The organism is Pelagicoccus sp. SDUM812005, from assembly GCF_031127875.1.
Classification (GTDB): Bacteria; Verrucomicrobiota; Verrucomicrobiia; order Opitutales; family Opitutaceae; genus Pelagicoccus.
Genome location: NZ_JARXIA010000022.1, coordinates 91,051 through 106,756 on the forward strand (window position 1 = coordinate 91,051; position 15,706 = coordinate 106,756).

At 61.9% G+C, this 15,706-nt stretch carries 13 protein-coding genes; 8 read left to right on the plus strand and 5 right to left on the minus strand.

What is annotated here, in order from left to right:
• Positions 1-103: 103 nt before the first annotated feature.
• Positions 104-1,165 (plus strand): lactonase family protein, encoded by a 1,062-nt coding sequence (locus tag QEH57_RS21380; protein ID WP_309008829.1) that lies wholly within the window; start codon positions 104-106, stop codon positions 1,163-1,165.
• A gap of 88 nt (positions 1,166-1,253) precedes the next feature.
• Here QEH57_RS21380 and QEH57_RS21385 read toward each other — a convergent pair whose 3' ends face one another.
• On the minus strand, positions 1,254-2,579 hold the full coding sequence (locus QEH57_RS21385; protein WP_309008830.1) for a mechanosensitive ion channel family protein: 1,326 nt from the start codon (positions 2,577-2,579) through the stop codon (positions 1,254-1,256).
• A 116-nt stretch (positions 2,580-2,695) separates the two neighbouring features.
• Between QEH57_RS21385 and QEH57_RS21390 the strand changes: the two genes are divergently transcribed.
• From QEH57_RS21390 to QEH57_RS21400, 3 genes are all read left to right on the plus strand, one after another.
• The gene (locus QEH57_RS21390; RefSeq protein WP_309008831.1) at positions 2,696-3,430 is read left to right on the plus strand and encodes a phosphatase PAP2 family protein; all 735 of its coding nucleotides are present in this window, start codon (positions 2,696-2,698) and stop codon (positions 3,428-3,430) included.
• A 159-nt stretch (positions 3,431-3,589) separates the two neighbouring features.
• The gene (locus tag QEH57_RS21395) at positions 3,590-4,573 is read left to right on the plus strand and encodes a diacylglycerol kinase family protein (RefSeq protein ID WP_309008832.1); all 984 of its coding nucleotides are present in this window, start codon (positions 3,590-3,592) and stop codon (positions 4,571-4,573) included.
• Positions 4,570-5,376: a DUF1206 domain-containing protein gene (locus tag QEH57_RS21400; RefSeq protein WP_309008833.1), complete on the plus strand. Its 807-nt coding sequence runs from the start codon at positions 4,570-4,572 to the stop codon at positions 5,374-5,376. The genes QEH57_RS21395 and QEH57_RS21400 overlap by 4 nt, the downstream gene beginning before the upstream one ends.
• 34 nt (positions 5,377-5,410) lie before the next feature.
• Here QEH57_RS21400 and QEH57_RS21405 read toward each other — a convergent pair whose 3' ends face one another.
• Positions 5,411-7,147, minus strand: coding sequence for an ABC transporter ATP-binding protein (locus QEH57_RS21405; RefSeq protein ID WP_309008834.1), 1,737 nt, complete (start codon positions 7,145-7,147; stop codon positions 5,411-5,413).
• A gap of 120 nt (positions 7,148-7,267) precedes the next feature.
• Between QEH57_RS21405 and QEH57_RS21410 the strand changes: the two genes are divergently transcribed.
• The 4 genes from QEH57_RS21410 to QEH57_RS21425 are packed head-to-tail and all read left to right on the plus strand — an operon-like array spanning position 7,268 to position 10,592.
• Entirely contained in the window at positions 7,268-8,281 is a 1,014-nt protein-coding gene (locus QEH57_RS21410; RefSeq protein WP_309008835.1) for a small ribosomal subunit Rsm22 family protein, read from the plus strand.
• Positions 8,282-8,309: 28 nt separating this feature from the next.
• The gene (locus tag QEH57_RS21415) at positions 8,310-9,245 is read left to right on the plus strand and encodes a DUF2167 domain-containing protein (protein WP_309008836.1); all 936 of its coding nucleotides are present in this window, start codon (positions 8,310-8,312) and stop codon (positions 9,243-9,245) included.
• 54 nt (positions 9,246-9,299) lie between these two features.
• Complete coding sequence (locus QEH57_RS21420; protein ID WP_309008837.1) at positions 9,300-10,157, plus strand: hypothetical protein; 858 nt, start codon at positions 9,300-9,302, stop codon at positions 10,155-10,157.
• Positions 10,158-10,181: 24 nt separating this feature from the next.
• The gene (locus QEH57_RS21425; protein ID WP_309008838.1) at positions 10,182-10,592 is read left to right on the plus strand and encodes a hypothetical protein; all 411 of its coding nucleotides are present in this window, start codon (positions 10,182-10,184) and stop codon (positions 10,590-10,592) included.
• A 66-nt stretch (positions 10,593-10,658) separates the two neighbouring features.
• On the opposite strand, the gene QEH57_RS21430 is transcribed toward QEH57_RS21425, so the two are convergent.
• The 3 genes from QEH57_RS21430 to QEH57_RS21440 form a co-directional block, all read right to left on the minus strand.
• Positions 10,659-13,460 carry a TonB-dependent receptor plug domain-containing protein gene (locus QEH57_RS21430; RefSeq protein WP_309008839.1) on the minus strand — a complete coding sequence of 934 codons (2,802 nt, stop codon included), beginning with the start codon at positions 13,458-13,460 and terminating at the stop codon, positions 10,659-10,661.
• Positions 13,461-13,657: 197 nt separating this feature from the next.
• Complete coding sequence (locus QEH57_RS21435) at positions 13,658-14,860, minus strand: RtcB family protein (RefSeq protein WP_309008840.1); 1,203 nt, start codon at positions 14,858-14,860, stop codon at positions 13,658-13,660.
• Positions 14,861-14,984: 124 nt separating this feature from the next.
• A complete protein-coding gene (locus tag QEH57_RS21440) occupies positions 14,985-15,599 on the minus strand; it encodes an HNH endonuclease (protein ID WP_309008841.1) in 615 nt (204 codons plus the stop codon).
• Positions 15,600-15,706: the final 107 nt, after the last annotated feature.

A 15,706-nucleotide genomic window follows, 5' to 3' on the forward strand; every position in this document is an offset into this window, starting at 1 on the left:
GCGCCTACATCAACCCTCATTCACTCGGCTTCTCCTCCCTCTCTCCTCCGGCCCCGTATTTTGTGATCGATCTCCCCCGCGCAAAACGTTGTCCTCCCCCGCCATGAAGACTTTCGTTTACTTTGGCACCAAACCCGTCGCCCACAGCAAGGGCCTCTACTGCTACAGCCTCGACCTCGAGTCCGGCGACATGGAGCTCGTCTCTACCACGCCTGCCGGAAACTGCGCCTTCCTCAGCATCCACCCCTCCAAGCGCGTGCTCTACAGCCTCGCCAACGTCGAAGGAGCGGAAAAAGGCCAGAACGGCGGACTCGCCGCCTACCGCATCGATCTCGAAACCGGCGCCCTCTCCCACATCAATACCGAACCCTGCCCCTCCGCGTCCCCCAGCCACGTGCAGGTCGATCGCATCGGAGCCAACGTATTCGCTGCCAACTACGGCGCCAGCTACGCCATCGCCTACCCCGTCCGAGCCGACGGCGGCCTCGCCCCCTACAGCGACCTCAAACGCTACGAAGGCAACGGCCCAAACAAGGATCGCCAGGAAGCCCCGCACCCGCATTCCGTATTCACTTCTCCTGACAATCGCTTCGCCCTCGTGAGCGACCTCGGCACCGACACCGTGCACGTCTACGAAAACGACACCGTCAACCACAAGCTCGCCCCCTCCGCCTTCGGCCATGTCAAGACCGCCCCCGGCGCCGGACCGCGCCACCTCGCCTTCCACCCGAGCGGCGGCTTCGTCTACGTGCTCAACGAAATGGCCTCCACCATCGGCGTCTACGACTACGACTCCGCCACCGGCGCCCTCAGCGAAACCCAAGTCATCGACACCCTGCCCGCCGACTACGACGAAATCCGGTGGGCCGCCGAAGTCCTCGTCTCCCCAGACGGACGCTTCGTCTACTCCTCCAACCGGGGACACGAGAGCATCGCCATTTTCTCCGTCGATCCCGCCACCGGCAAACTCACCGCCGTCGGCCACGAACCTACCCGTGGCGTGCAACCCCGCAACTTCAACATCGACCCCAGCGGCCGTTGGCTCATCGCCGCCAACATGGACAGCGACAACTGCGAACTCTTCCGCATCGACCCCGTATCCGGAAAGCTAACACACACCCGCAGCCTCAACATCCCAGCCTGCGCTCGCGTCGCCTTCCTCTAGCCGCATCTCGCCCCGCGCCCTTCGCCCTGCGCTCGCGTCGCCTTCCTCTAGCCGCATCTCGCCCCGCGCCCTTCGCCCCGCGCCCGGTCTACTCCGGCGGGGCGTCTTCCAACAACAGGTTGCGGCTGCCCACCTTGCCGGCTTCCTCCTCGACCTGCCGCTCGATCGCATCGTCGCGCGACACGTCCGCTTGCTGCAAAGGCTTGCTGGGGCCAGACGACTTCTCAGCCTCGCTCCCCGGATCAACCGCCAGCGCCTCAGCCGCGCTCCAATTTTCCAGCCGCACGCGGTGGATCGGCTCGGGCAGATCCATGCCAGCTTCTTCCAGGCGACCCTTCACCAAGCGGATCGCCTCGCTGCGCACTTTCGCATAGCTGAAAGCGGATTGGTCGACCCAACCAAAAAACTGGATGCTGACACTCGAATCGGCCAAGGACTCGATCATAGCCCAAGGCGGCGGATCCTCCATCACCCCCGCCATCCCCTTCAAGGTTGCCACTCCCAGCGCCTGCGCCGCGGTCAAGTCTTCCGTCACGCCGACCCCGACCACGAAGTCGAAGCGACGTTCGCTGTTGGTCGTGTAATTAAGTATCACGCTTTTGAATACTAAGCTATTGGGCAGCCTCAAGTGGTTCCCATCCAGAGTCATGAGGATAGTCGCCCGCGTGCTCAGGCTAATCACCCGCCCTTCCTGGCCATCGATGACCACATGGTCGTTCGGCTTGAACGGCCGCCGCACGCTCAGCAAAAGGCTGGCCACGTAATTCTCGATCAAGTCGCGAAAGGCGAAGCCGATCGCTAACCCTGCCACGCCGGCCGCACCAAAGACCGCTCCCACCAAGGCTGTCGCATCCAGCAAATCGAGAGCCACCACCAGCCCCACCAGAAACACGCCCAGCTTCAAGCCCTGGGACGCGATCTCCTGCAAGAAGCGGTTCCCGCCGACGAAGCGACGCGAAACTCCCGATCGGGCCAAGAGCCCGCCAAGCCAGCCGAACCCGACCACGATGGCGACCGCTACCAAAAAGAGCGGAAGGTAGCCCAGCGCCATCTGCAGCTTCAGGAGGCTCCGGTCCAGAGCATTGCCCACCCGATCCCGAATCTTGCCTCCCAGCACCAACTCGTTCTTCACGTCGATGACCGTGGGCAAGGCCTCCGCGATTTCCTCGGCGGTAGCGCGAAGCGACGAGTCGTCCACCGTTCCCGCCAAGGTGACGATCCCGCCTTGGTAATCCGCCTCCACCCGCTCCAAGCCCGCCACATCGGACAAGCGCCCCTGCAATTCCTCCAATACCTGCTCGTCAGGCGAGAGCTCCGCGGCTCCCTCCTCCTGCCCCACCAACGATGCCCCCGAAGACAGGCCAATGGCGAAGAACAGAAATGCTCGTAGAGCAAGCGGGAGGAACGGATGCATCAACTTCACAGCATCCTCCCTGCATGAAACATGCCTCGCCCTCCGCCAACGCCCCATTCCTCACGCGAGCCATCGCCCCATGGCGCGCTCCCTGCGTATCACGATTCCCTAGCAACATGAGAAAAGTACTGCGACGCATCCAACCGAAACAATACAAGAACCTTTTCCTCGCCCTGCTCTGCTCGCTGGGCGCCTGGGGCTTCATCGAGGTCGCAGACGAAGTCGCCGAGGAGGACACCAAGCAGTTCGACGAAGCCATCCTGCTCAGCCTGCGCGAGGCCGACGACACTGCCGATCCCATCGGCCCCATCTGGTTCGAGGAAGCGGCCCGCGACATCACCGCCCTCGGCAGCCTCGCCGTCCTGCTCATCGCCAGCCTCGGCACCGCCGTATTCCTGCTGCTTATCGGAAAACGCCACACCTGCCTGCTCTTCGTCCTCTGCGCCCTCTCTGGCGTAGCCCTCAGCCAAGGGCTCAAAGGCTTCTACGACCGGGCCCGCCCCGACCTCGTCGCCCACGAGATGCATGTGCTGACGGCCAGTTTTCCCAGCGGACACTCGCTCCTCTCCGCTGTCATCTACCTCAGCCTCGGGGCCATGCTGGCGAGCAGCCAACCGAAAATCCTGGTCAAATCCTTCCTGATCGGCACCTCCATCGTCCTCGCCATCCTCGTCGGACTCTCCCGTCTTTACCTCGGCGTGCACTGGCCCTCCGACGTGCTTGCCGGCTGGAGCGCCGGGACGGCTTGGGCAATCCTCTGGGTGATCGTTGCCCGCCTCTACCTCCCGCGCCGCGAAACCGAAACGTCCGGCCTAGAAGGACAAACACCCTCCCAACCGCCCTCGGCGTAGCGCAAAGCACCCCGAACGTCCTCGCGCGGTGCGCAATGCACCACAAGGCGAAGCCAACGGAGAGCGAGCAACCGCGAACTTCCCTCCCGCCAGTCCGATTCTCGCCCCCTTTCCTCTCCGTGGCGCAAGACCCGCAATACAACAGAGAAGTCCTCCCCTATGAACGCTCCCACTAAAGCATCCCCTCTCCCTCACTCCACGCCCGACGCCCGAAAGACCGCCCGCTGCGTGGTGATCCTAAACAAGAAGTCCGGCACCTTGTCCGAACTCTGGTCGGACGACTTCGAACAGGAATTGCTGGGCGCCTTGAAAGCAAACGGATGGGCGCCCGAACTGCACCTTACCGACGGAAGCGACATCGACTCCATCGTCGAGCGCGCCATCGAAAGCCGCTGCGACGCCATCATCGCCGGCGGCGGCGACGGGACCACCACCTCCATCGCCTCCCAACTGCGCAATACCGAAATCCCCCTCGGCATCCTGCCCTGCGGCACGCTCAACCTCGCCGCCCGCGACCTCGGCACCCCCTTGGATCCACTCGAAGCCGTCAAGTCGCTCCACCCCCACCGCTACCGCAACATCGACGTGCTCGAGGTCAACGGACAGACCTGCCTCTGCCTCACCATCCTCGGCGTCTACCCCGAGCTCCTTCACCAAGCCGAAGAGTTCCACGGCCGCAAATGGTGGATAAAATTCTGCAAGCTGAGCGGACAACTGGCGACAGCCTACTTCCGCTCGCCCCGCTTCCGTATCAAGATCGAGAAAAATTCCGGCGAGACGAAAGATGTATCCACACGGCTACTACTCATCGTTCCCGGCGAATACGAAGACGAGTTCGGCTTCATCCCTCGCCGCGAAGGGCTCTCCTCCGGAAAATGCCGCCTCTACGTTTCCAAGCACCAATCGCGCTGGTCCAACCTCAAGATGGCCTTCCGCTTCCTCACCGGCCATACCAAGCAAGACCCCGACATGCTGGTGGAAAGCGCCGACTCGGTCGAAATTTCCGTCAAAGGAAAAAGCTCCGCCAAAGTCTCTCTCGACGGAGAACTCCTCGAACTGAAGCTACCGGCCCGCTTCGACCTCAAACGCCACGAGCTCCGCGTGCTCGTGCCCCAGACCGACACCCTCCCCCCACGACCATGAGCAACTCTTCCCAAACAAACAGCGCTCCCACCTGGCTCGTCGCCCTCGCCAAGGCAGGCTACGGAGCCCGCGGCCTACTCTACACTCTCATCGGCGGCCTCGCCTTTCTCGAAGCCGTCGGGCAAGGCGGCGAAAAAACCGACTCCAAAGGCGCCATCCAAAACATTCTGCAAGCTCCCGGCGGAGTCGCCATCCTCTGGATCATGGCCGCCTCGCTCGTCGGTTACTCCACCTGGCGACTGGTCCAATCCGTCCTCGACGCCGACCAACACGGCCTCGACCTCAAAGGCGTCCTCGTTCGCGGAGGACTCTTCGTCAGCGCCGTCACCCACCTCTTCCTCGCCTACACCACCGTGAAGGTCGCCCTCAACCTCGGAAGCTCCGGAGGCAAATCAAAGGAAAGCATCGTGGCAACCCTGCTCGGCCTTCCGGGCGGTCCTTGGATCGTCGGAGTCCTAGGCTGCTGCATCGCGGGCGCCGGAATCGCCCACTGGATAAAGGCCTACAAGGAACAATACAAAAAACACTTCGACCTCGATTCCGAAAAGATGGCCACCCTCAACCCCATCTGCCGCTTCGGACTCTTCGCCCGGGGATTCGCTTTCCTCACCATCGCCGGCATGTTCGTCTACGCCGCCGCCACCCAGGATCCCGACAAGGCGGGCGGGCTCAAGGAGGTCTTTTCCACGCTCTCCCAACAGGCCTTCGGCCCCTACCTGCTCGGAGCCATGGGGATCGGCCTCATCGCCTTCGGAGCCTACAGCGGCATCGAATCCTTGTACCGAAAGATCGACTACAAATAGGCAGCCCGCGCCTCGCGAGCTGCCGCGTGGCTTCCTACTCCGCGATCAGGTCCGTCTGCACCTTCCAAAGGTTCGCGTAGTGGCCGTCGATGTGAATCAACTCGTCATGCGTACCCGTTTCGATGATACGCCCTTGATCCAGCACCACGATCTTGTCGGCTTTCAATACCGTCGAAAGCCTGTGGGCGATCACCAGCGTCGTGCGCTCCTTTACCAGATTGTCGACCGCCGCCTGGATCTTCGCCTCCGTTAAGGTATCCACCGCAGAGGTCGCCTCGTCCAGAATGACCAACGGCGGATTCCTCAATATCACGCGAGCAATGGTGATGCGCTGCTTTTCGCCCATGCTCAAGCGGATCCCCCGCTCTCCAATCAAGGTATCCATCCCATCGGGCAACTTCGATACGAACTCCCAGGCGCAAGCTCCCTCCAGAGCGCGCACGAGGTCCTCCTCCGTCGCGTCCTCCCGGGCTAGCAAGAGGTTGTCCCGCACCGAACCATCGAAGAGAAACGGATCTTGGGAAACCATGCCGATGTTCGAACGCAGCGACTGCAAGGTCAGGTCCCGCACGTCCACCCCGCCGATCGTCACCGATCCCTCGCTCACGTCGTAGTAGCGCTGCAGCAAGTTCGCCACCGTCGACTTGCCCGCTCCCGTATGCCCCACCAAGGCCGTAACCTTGCCCTCCGGCATGATCAGCGAAAAGTCGCTCAGCAGCGTAGCGCGTTCGGAGTACTTGAAGTCCACCGAATCGAACTGCACCTTCAGCGGAGCTTTCGGAAACGGCTTCGGCGTATCCGGATCCTGGATATCCACATCGAAATCAAGCAAGTCGAACACGCGCTCCGCCGACGCCTTGCCGGTCGCCAGCATATTGTTGAGCGAAGTGATCAAGCTCAGCGGCGCGTACAGCATGTAACAGTAAAGCAAATACTCGACCAAGTCGCTGTTGGTAAAGGTCTCCGCCTCCGCGAAAGTCAGGTAACCGCCATAGCCGATCACCGCTACCGTGCCCAAGCTTACGATGAAGTTGTTCACCGGCCCATGCAGCGACCAGCGGAACATTCCCTTCAAGGTATAGCGCCGCAGCTCATCGGCCTTGTCGTCGAAGCGCTGGCGCTCGCGCCCCTTCAAGGCAAAGGAGTTGATCAAGCGATTCCCCTGGATGTCTTCGATCAAGAGGGAGCTCAGCTCCCCGGAAGCCTCCCGCACCTTGCGCCAGTTCACGCTCTGCGACTTGAAGTGCAGGCGGGACAAAACCAGCATCACCGGGATCGGCAAGATCATCAGGGCCGCCAGTCGCGGCTCCGAGAAGAACATCATCCCCGTCACCCCGAGCAAGGTCAGCATCGCCGTGCTTCCCTGCTCCGTTCCGTCCAGTATCACCCGCTCCACGTTCTGCACGTCCTCGATCACCCGCGAAGCGATGTCCCCGCTCTTGCGGGTATCGAAATAGCGCACCGGCAGGTCCAGAAGCTTGGCATGCAAGTCGCGCCGCAGGTCGATCAGCACCTTCTGCTCCAAAACGTTGTTCACCCGGATCCGCAAGGAGTTCAAAATCTCCCGCAAGGCGAAACAGCCCACCAGTACGCCCACCAGAACCCAGTACCCGTCCAAGCTATCCTGCTCCTCCAGGCGAGCCACGATCGCCCCCGCCACCTTCGGAACCAGCAAGTAGGAGAGCGTGCTCCCGATAGCCAAGGCGATCGTCCCCCAAAACATCCACTTGTAGCGAAACAAGTAACTCGAAACTCTCCAGATCGTCTTCATAAAACCTGAACGATTGAGACGCCCACCTCCTGCAACACAAGCCCCGATCCTTCAAATCACGGAAGCGAGCTTGTCACGCGACCTGCCTTCCCCACTCTCCCCAAGCCAACGATCCACCAAATGCAAGAGACCGAAATCAACTGGGAAACCCTCGAACGCCTCCGCTCCCGCTTCCTCGACAGCGGGACCAGCGCCGGCGTCTATTGGCAAAGCGAAGACGACCTCGCCCACTACCACGCCACCTTCGCCGCCCGCATCGGCTGGAAATGGGACAACGCCCTCGCCCTGGCCGCCCAAGCCGGCTTCCAGCCCCAATCCCGCACCCTCTACGACTGGGGTTGCGGCTCCGGCATCGCCGCCCTGCGCGTCCTCGACTTCTACGGCCCCGACGCCTTCGACGAGATCCAGCTCTGGGACCACTCCGCCCTCGCCTGCCGCTTCGCCCAAAAGACCATCCGCGAGGCCTACCCCCAGCTCAAGGTCGAGATCGCTCCCGCCCCCAGCTCCGATTCCCACTCCTCTTTCCACAAGGCCCTCGTGCTCGTCAGCCACGCCCTCAACGAGCTCGGCTACGAAACCCAGCAGCAGCTCTCCCAGCAGCTCAAAGGCGCCGCCCAGGTCATCTTCGTGGAGCCGGGCGACCACACCGCCAGCCGCAAGCTCATCGCCCAGCGGGAGGCCCTTCGCGACGCCTTCCAAATCGCCGCGCCCTGCACCCACTGCGAGACCTGCCCCATGCTCGCCGAAGAAAACCTCCGCCACTGGTGCCACTTCTTCGGCAAGCCCCCCATCGAGGCCTTCACGGAAGGCTTCTGGGCCCGCTTCTCCCAAACCATGGAGATCGACCTACGCAGCCTCCCTTACAGCTTCCTGGTCCTGCAAAGCAAGCAGCTCCCCGCCACTTTCCCCGCTTCCCAGCCCGACAGCCCCTCTCGCCTGATCGGCCGACCTCGCCAGTTCAAGGGCTACACCCGCCTGCTCAGCTGCGACTCAGCCGGACTGCGCGACCTCGAGCTGCAGAAACGCGACGACAAACAACTCTGGAAATCCCTCAAAAAAGAGCAAAGCTCCCTCTACCAGTGGAGCGAAATCGATTCCTCCACCCAACGCCTCAAAAGCGGCTCTCCCCTCTAACCCCATACCGGTCCAACCAAAATACAATATGAAAGCAAAGTCCCTCCTCCTCCCCCTCCTCGCCCTCCTCGCTAGCTGCGCCGCTCCGCTCTTCGCCCAAGACGAGACCACCGCCGCCGCGGAGCAAGCCCAAGCCGAAGCCCAAGCCCAATGGGACGCCTTCATGCAAAGCCTCGCCTGGAAGGACGAAGGTACCGGCGAACTCAAGGAATGGGCCACCATCGAAATCCCCCGCGGCTACCGCTACCTCGACGGCGCCGACGCTGCCCGCCTCATGCAGGCCTGGGGCAACCTCCCCTCCGAATACGAAGGCCTGGTCGCCACCAACGACCTCGACTGGCTCGTGCTCTTCCAGTTCGACCCGAGCGGCTACGTCAAGGACGACGAAAAGGACGAGCTCGACGCCGACAAGCTCTTGGAGCAGATGAAGGAAAACCAAGCCGCCGGCAACCGCTACCGCCAAGAGCAAGGCCTTCCCCCCATGTACATCGACGGCTGGGCCATGGAACCGCGCTACAACGAGTACACCAACAACCTGGAGTGGGGACTGCTCCTGCGCACCGGCGACAACCCCCAGCAATTCGTAAACTACGAAACCAAGCTGCTCGGACGCGAAGGCGTCATGGAAGTCACCCTCATCTGCGATTTCGAAGACATGCAAATGATCCTCCCCGACTACCAAGAGCTGCTGCTCGGCCACCAGTACAAGGAAGGCAAGTCCTACGCCGAGTACCGCCAGGGCGACAAGATCGCCGAATACGGCCTCACCGCCCTCATCGCTGGCGGAGCCGTCTACGGAGCCGCCAAGCTCGGATTCCTCGGCGGCATCCTCGCCTTCGGAAAGAAGTTCCTCAAGTTCATCGTCATCGGACTCGTAGCCGTCGGCGCCGGCCTCAAGAAGTTCTTCTCCCGCATGTCCGGCCGCGAAATCGTCGAACAGCCGAAAGACACCAACGCATCCTAAGATTGGATACGAAGGACGGCTCGCGCCCGCGAAAGCCGAGCCGCCCCTACCCCCATGACAGACGGACAGTCCTTCTACTTCATCCTCGTGGTCTTCTACCTGATGGAGTGCGTCAAATTCGCCCCGCCGGGCTCGCAGGCCCTCGTTTGCCATCTCGGCAAATTCGGAGCCTGCTCGCTCCGCCAGCCCGTCACCACCGCTTGGGGACTCAAAAAGTCCGTCTTCCTCGCCCCCCTGCTCCCTTGGCCCTCCGCCCTGTATCTCGCTCCTGGATACGCGCCGGAGCAAACACCCGCCACCACCATCGCCCGCGTCTCCAGCATCCGGCACCACCAACGCTTCCTGCGCAAGGCCACCCAGCCGCTGCGGGCCCTGGCCGTATTAAACCTGCTCAACTTCTTCGCTCTTCTGCCTGCCGTCTACGTGCGCACCTACGACGAACGCAGCATCCTCTGGACCCTCGCCTACTGCTACGCCAGCCTGATCGCGACCGCTATCCACTACCACCGACTGCACCGCCGCCTCCTGCCGCGCGAGCAGGCCGACCGCTTCAAAACCACCCTCTACACCGCCCTCTTGCCCTGGCACGCCCCTAGAGCCGCCGACCTGATCCTACTCAAAGGCTCCCTCCGCTGGAGCCCTCTCGCAGCCCTCGCCGCCAACGCCAAAAACCCCGCTATCCTCAAGCAGCTCCAATACCACTGGCGAGCCGCCCACTTCCACCCCAAGCCCCGCTTCCCCCAAGCAGCCCTCGCCACGGCCTTCCGCGAGGCAGGCCTCGACCCTAGCGATTGGCTCGCCAAACCCAAGGAGCTCGACGGTCCCCAATACTGCCCGTGCTGCCACAGTGGATACGAAAAGCAAGCCACCCGCTGCTCCGACTGCGACGGAGTCGAGCTCCAACCCGCCTAGCGCAGCCGCCCCCTATCCCGAAAGATGACCCCCATCGAAACCATAGAAACGGACTTCGCCACCTTCGAGCTCCTGCCTCGCATCATCCTCATGCGCTGCCACGCCGGCATCAACCTAGGCTTGGACCAGCTCGATGAAATCCGAAGGGTCGTGGACCGCTCCTACGAATTGGATCCCTCCTTCACCGGCTGGATTTCCGACAAGGTCAATAGCTACTCGACCGACCCTTTGGTCGTCCCCCCTATCCAAAAGGACTACCCCTTCCTCCGCTCCTGGTGCAACGTCGTCTACGGACGCAATATAGCCAACTACGTGCCCCTCTTCAAGGCCGTATCAGTCAACGACTTCGGCATCAACAGCTTCGATACCCTCCCGCCCGCTATCGAGTGGACTTACGAGTACCTGAAAAATCTGGACGACGCTCGCGAAACGTAACCCGATTTCGGATACGAACCCGCTCGCTTGGCAACGCGCGTTGCCAAGCGCCCAAATTGCCACCCCCTAAAAGTCCATGCTCACGCTCAAGCGAGCCGTGCGCGGGGCCGGAAAGTAGTAGCCATTGAGTATAGGCCGGCCGCCGCTCAGCCAACCGCCATCGTAACTGCTCGCGACATAGTCGGAATCGTCTAGCACGTTGTCCACGTTGAGGGCGATACGCGTAGGCGTTTCCCAAAGCTGCGTCTCGTAAGCCAACACGAGGTTCGCAGATACGCGCTCGTCCCGGTAACGGGCTTCGTCCAACACCTCGCCAGCGTACTGCTCTCCCACGAAGGTCGCTCCTCCGCCCACCGAAAATCCGCCGAAGACCCCGTCGCGAAAGGTGTAGTGGGCAAACACGTTCGCAGTGTAGTCGACAAGGCCAATCTTGGTCTGTCCTTCCGCGTTCTGGTCGAGCAAGTTCTGCCCGTCGCGCAAGGCTGTCTGCAGCTCGGACGCCTCGCTCGTCCCGCCTGCTGTCGCCGAGCTCCAAGTATCGTAGTGATTCGCCCAATACAGCCTTTGACCTGCCATCGCCTCTACGATCTCCGAGTCCGGCTTCGCGAAGCCCGCCTGCAGACGCAAGCCCTCGATCGGGTTGGCCACCACCTCGAACTCGTATCCGCTCACCTCCAGCGACTCCACGTCGTCGAAGCTCAAGGAAATATTTCGCTCCACTGGATCCAAGCCTGTCGCGTCGTAGTAGCGCTGCCAAATTGAAGCCAAGCCTATCTTCGCTCCCGTGATGCGCCCTTCGGACTTGCTCTCGTAGCGGCTAAGCGTCGCGTAGTAGTTGTGGTCCGCAGTGGAAATCCGGATACCGAAATCCACCCCTTCGCCTTCCGCCGCTTCGTGGGCCGTGCCGTCTAGCTTCGGAGCCCTGCCGGGACCGATCGGGTCGAAGTTCGTAGCGAAGTTTCCGAAAACGCCAAAGGGGCCGATGTAGTAAACCGCGCCAGCCGAATACGAAGTCCCGTCCGCGGAGTGGCTGGCCCGCGAATCGCTGTGCACTCCCAATCGCTCGTAGTCATACTCGTCGTAGCGGGCCCCGAGCATCACGTTCAGCCGGTCCTCCCACAAGCGAGTTTGAGAAACGAACGCTCCATTGCGCAGCTCGTAGCTCTCGTCAAAGTCGAACCAGTCGATCGACAGCGGAGCGTAGGCGACGGGCTGGCCATCGATCTCATCCGGCAGCGCCACCGCCGCATTAGGCGTGTCCTCGTACAAGCGCACCCATACCATGTTCTCCCTCCAATTCTCCGGGTCGTCGTCGATCACCTGCGCGTTGCGCTGCCGGGCCGACCACTCGATCTCCTGCACCCCGCCGCCCAGCGAAAAGACCTGCTCGTAGGGAATTTCGCCCCAGCGCCCCTCGAAACGATAAGTGGCCAAGGCTCGCACTTCCGAAACCGTCCTCTCCTGCATCTGGCGGCTGGCGAAAAAGTCGCCGTAGCGCTTGCCGAAGTTCGGGTTGGCCTCGCCGTTCGGCAGCTGCCGATTCAGGTCCGTTCCGAGGAACGCGACCGACTCGTAATTCTGGGCGAGATTGCTGTCCTCGTACCTGTATCCAGAAAGCGATACCTCGAACTGATCCGTAAAGCGATGGTCGAGCCACAGGGTTCCCACGTCGAACTCAGGAGTCGAAACCGAATCCGCAGCGCTCAAAGTCCAGTCGCTACGCGGCAATACCGGCATTGCCGACGTATCCGGATGCGGCACCGGCTGCCAGCTGGCCTGCATCTCCGACGGATAAAAAGTCGCCGTCGGAGCGACCGGCAGGTAAGTGCCTTGCGAGCTGTAGCCTTGAGCCCAGTCCTGCAGGCCGAGCACTTCCTGGCCCGCTATCCACAGATTGTAGTTCTCCCCACCCCACGGATGCATTGAGCGAACGCCCGGCGCTCCAGCCGTAAACTGAGGATCCTCCGTCGAGAGCTCGTTTCCCCAGCTTTCGGATACAGTCGATCCGTCCCAGAGCGAAACCGCTTCGCTGTAGGTATTCGAAATCACGGTACGCTCCGACTCGCTGTGCTCGAACTCCCCGCGCAGCGTGCTCTTGTCGCTCAACTTAAACTTAGCGGCGATCGTCACCGCATCCGTGTCGTTCCGGTCGTTTTCGCGCCACCCTCGATTCCGATCCCGAAGCGCGTTCACGCGAATCGCGTTCCCCTCGCCTATGCGCATATTGCCGTCGATCGAGATCCGCAGCGAACCATGCTCGTCCGCTTGGATGGTCGGCGTAAAGAAATCCTTATCGATGTGCGGGATTTTCGAATACGTGCTCATGACGCCCCCAACCGATCCGACCCCGAACAGGATCGCGTTCGGCCCGCGGTCGAACTCCATGCGCTCCACGTTGTAGGAATCGGCGACTTGGTAGAAGGTGAAATAGTTGCGGGTCGGACCGCTGCCGCCCTGCAGGTTCTGCCCCGCTCCGCGAAAGTTGTAGTCCCAGGCATTGAAGGGGCTGCTCTTCCCGCCCGTCGGATCGGCGGGCGTCACGTTGATCGTCCAAGCCAAAGCGTCGCGGGCATTGTTCACCGCCACGTCCTGCAAAAAGTCGCTCGTGAGCGAAGACATTGCGGACGGCGTCAAACGAACCGGCGTGTTGATGCGCCCTCCCGCCAGAGCGTCGACGGCGACGTATCCCACATCGGTCTCACCAGTCACCGTAAAGGAATCCAAATCGTAGACCTCCATCGATTCCGTTTGCGGAAGATCCACCCGAGGCGGGGACGCGGGAGAACTTTGGGCGGACAGGTCGAAGGTCGGGATAAGCGGGAGAACAGCAGACAACGCCATCCCCTGCAAACAGGGTATGTTTTTCATGTTTGTAGTGGTTTGAGTTTACCGAATGGGTTGTCTGGGAAGCGCCCCGCTCAAGGCAGGAACGCCTGAACGGATTCGACGCGTCCCTTTCCTCCAAGTTCCGCCGATCGACTCACTTAAACCCCGCTCCCCCTGAGGCTTACGGGCAGTCACGCAAAAAAGGACGCAGCCCGCAGACCGCGCCCTCGACGCTTTCCTCAATCCTCCGGACGCTCGCCGGCCGGAGCCATCTTCACCAAGCGGGGAAAGAAGCGGGCAAGCGATTCCACCAAGTCGCTCTGAGCCCCCATCACTTCGTCGATGTCCTTGTAGACGAAAGGCACTTCGTCCAAACCGGCCGAGAGCAGGGTCACGCCTCGCTGCTTCAAGAGCTGGTTCGCGTCCTTCCACTTCAGCTTGCTCGTAGCCTTCTTACGGCTCATCACGCGCCCCGCTCCGTGCGAAGCCGAGTTCAGCGAGTCCGCGTTCCCCTTCCCGCGCACCACGTAGGCAGGGCTCGCCATGGATCCCGGAATCACGCCTAGGACACCTTCGCCCGCCGGCGTAGCGCCCTTGCGGTGCACCACCACTTGCTTGCCGTCGTGCTCTTCCTTCCAGGCGAAATTGTGATGGTTCTCCACGTCGAGAATCGGCTCCAGCCCTAGGTTCTCCGCAATGTGCTTGTGGATACAAGCATGGTTCGCCGCCGCGTACTCGCCCATCAGCTCCATTGCCGCCCAGTACTCCTGCCCCGCCTCGGAATCGAGGTCCAGCCAGGACAGGTGAGCCAACTCCTTAGGCAACTCCGGGTGAAACGTCCGGGCCAGCTTGCTGTAGTGAGCAGCCACGTTAGCTCCCGTGCCACGGCTACCGCTGTGGCTCATCAGGGCCACGTAGGTCCCGGGCTCCAAACCGAGCGAAGTATCCAGAATCTGGATTTCTCCAAACTCCACGAAGTGGTTACCGCTGCCGCTGGTCCCGAGCTGCTTCCAGGCCTTGTCCTTGCACGCCTGCGTGATCGGCGATACCGACCAGTCCCGGTCCAGCACCGCATGCTCGCGCTTGTCGCGAAAGAAGGCGCCCACGCCAAACTTCGTCTCGGCCTGAATCGCTTCCGTAAAACGGCCGCGGCCTTCGTCGCGCAGCAGTCGCTTCACCGGAATATCGTAGACGCTCAGCTTCATGCGACAGGCGATGTCCACGCCCACCGCGTAAGGAATCACCGCGTTGCGGGTCGCCAGGACCCCGCCGATCGGCAGGCCGTACCCCAAGTGGGCATCCGGCATCAAGGCCCCGCGCTCCGCGATCGGCAGGTTGCAGGCATTGACCATCTGCTGCACCGAAGTCGGCTCCAAGTCCTCGCCCCACTGGCGATAAGGCGCGGGCGTCGCGCGCGGCGTATACTGTATTTCGTTAGTCATGGTTCATGGGAGCGATTCTCCCTATCTATTCAGTTTTCTTTGCAAAAGGGGATGGAAAAATGGTGGAGCGGCCCCGCCTTACATGGCGTTCTATCCCGCCGCTCCACCCGGCGACTTTCCTCGTTCAGTACTTCAAGAACCACCTCCAGTCGTCGTGCTTCAGGTCCTTGATGCGACGGAAGACAGGCTGCGGCAAGGGGGCCCGCGGCTTGCGCAGCAAGCGCAAGCCGGCTTCTTCCGGCAGGCGGTCCGCCTTGCGGGTGTTCACCCCCTTGTCCGACCAAACGAGGTTTTCGAAGGAGTCGAGACCGCCTCGGGAACGCGGAACGACGTGGTCGAGGTTTCCCTCGGACCAACCCACCCGGCGACCCGTGTACTGGCAGATACCTCCGTCCCGCTCGTAGATGGAGCGCCGCGTCACGCCCGGACGCCAAAGCGGCATGCCGGAGTAGTTGGCCACGACGATCACGGTCGGCACCCGCAGCGCCTTCTTCGGGGTCTGTATCGACAAATCGAATTCCCGCACCGGCAACTCGAGCCATTGCTCCCAGCTGACCGGCACGCAATCGGCCGGGCCGCTCAAGTCAGCCGCTCCGTCCTCGTCGACAGCGTAGCGAATATCCATCGCCAAAGCGGTGCCGCTCATCAAGTCGCAAAAGGCCTGCCGCACGGTACGCTGACCGATGGCCCGCCAAGTACGATTCAAGGTTAGCACGATTGCTTTATCTATAGTGTTCATCTGGGTTTCCTCAAAAAAGGAGACAGACAAAAGCGCGCGCTCTTTTAATGGATACACTACGTAGCGCGGAGCTTCAGCCCGCGGCCGCATTGCAAGATCAATTCTCC

Bases quoted from the DNA above. Each gene is read 5' to 3' on its own strand.
- QEH57_RS21415 (WP_309008836.1), top strand. From the start codon at position 8,310: ATGAAAGCAAAGTCCCTCCTCCTCCCCCTCCTCGCCCTCCTCGCTAGC.
- QEH57_RS21380 (WP_309008829.1), top strand. From the start codon at position 104: ATGAAGACTTTCGTTTACTTTGGCACCAAACCCGTCGCCCACAGCAAG.
- QEH57_RS21435 (WP_309008840.1), bottom strand. From the start codon at position 14,860: ATGACTAACGAAATACAGTATACGCCGCGCGCGACGCCCGCGCCTTAT.
- QEH57_RS21390 (WP_309008831.1), top strand. From the start codon at position 2,696: ATGAGAAAAGTACTGCGACGCATCCAACCGAAACAATACAAGAACCTT.
- QEH57_RS21425 (WP_309008838.1), top strand. From the start codon at position 10,182: ATGACCCCCATCGAAACCATAGAAACGGACTTCGCCACCTTCGAGCTC.
- QEH57_RS21410 (WP_309008835.1), top strand. From the start codon at position 7,268: ATGCAAGAGACCGAAATCAACTGGGAAACCCTCGAACGCCTCCGCTCC.
- QEH57_RS21400 (WP_309008833.1), top strand. From the start codon at position 4,570: ATGAGCAACTCTTCCCAAACAAACAGCGCTCCCACCTGGCTCGTCGCC.
- QEH57_RS21395 (WP_309008832.1), top strand. From the start codon at position 3,590: ATGAACGCTCCCACTAAAGCATCCCCTCTCCCTCACTCCACGCCCGAC.
- QEH57_RS21430 (WP_309008839.1), bottom strand. From the start codon at position 13,460: ATGAAAAACATACCCTGTTTGCAGGGGATGGCGTTGTCTGCTGTTCTC.
- QEH57_RS21385 (WP_309008830.1), bottom strand. From the start codon at position 2,579: ATGCATCCGTTCCTCCCGCTTGCTCTACGAGCATTTCTGTTCTTCGCC.
- QEH57_RS21440 (WP_309008841.1), bottom strand. From the start codon at position 15,599: ATGAACACTATAGATAAAGCAATCGTGCTAACCTTGAATCGTACTTGG.
- QEH57_RS21420 (WP_309008837.1), top strand. From the start codon at position 9,300: ATGACAGACGGACAGTCCTTCTACTTCATCCTCGTGGTCTTCTACCTG.
- QEH57_RS21405 (WP_309008834.1), bottom strand. From the start codon at position 7,147: ATGAAGACGATCTGGAGAGTTTCGAGTTACTTGTTTCGCTACAAGTGG.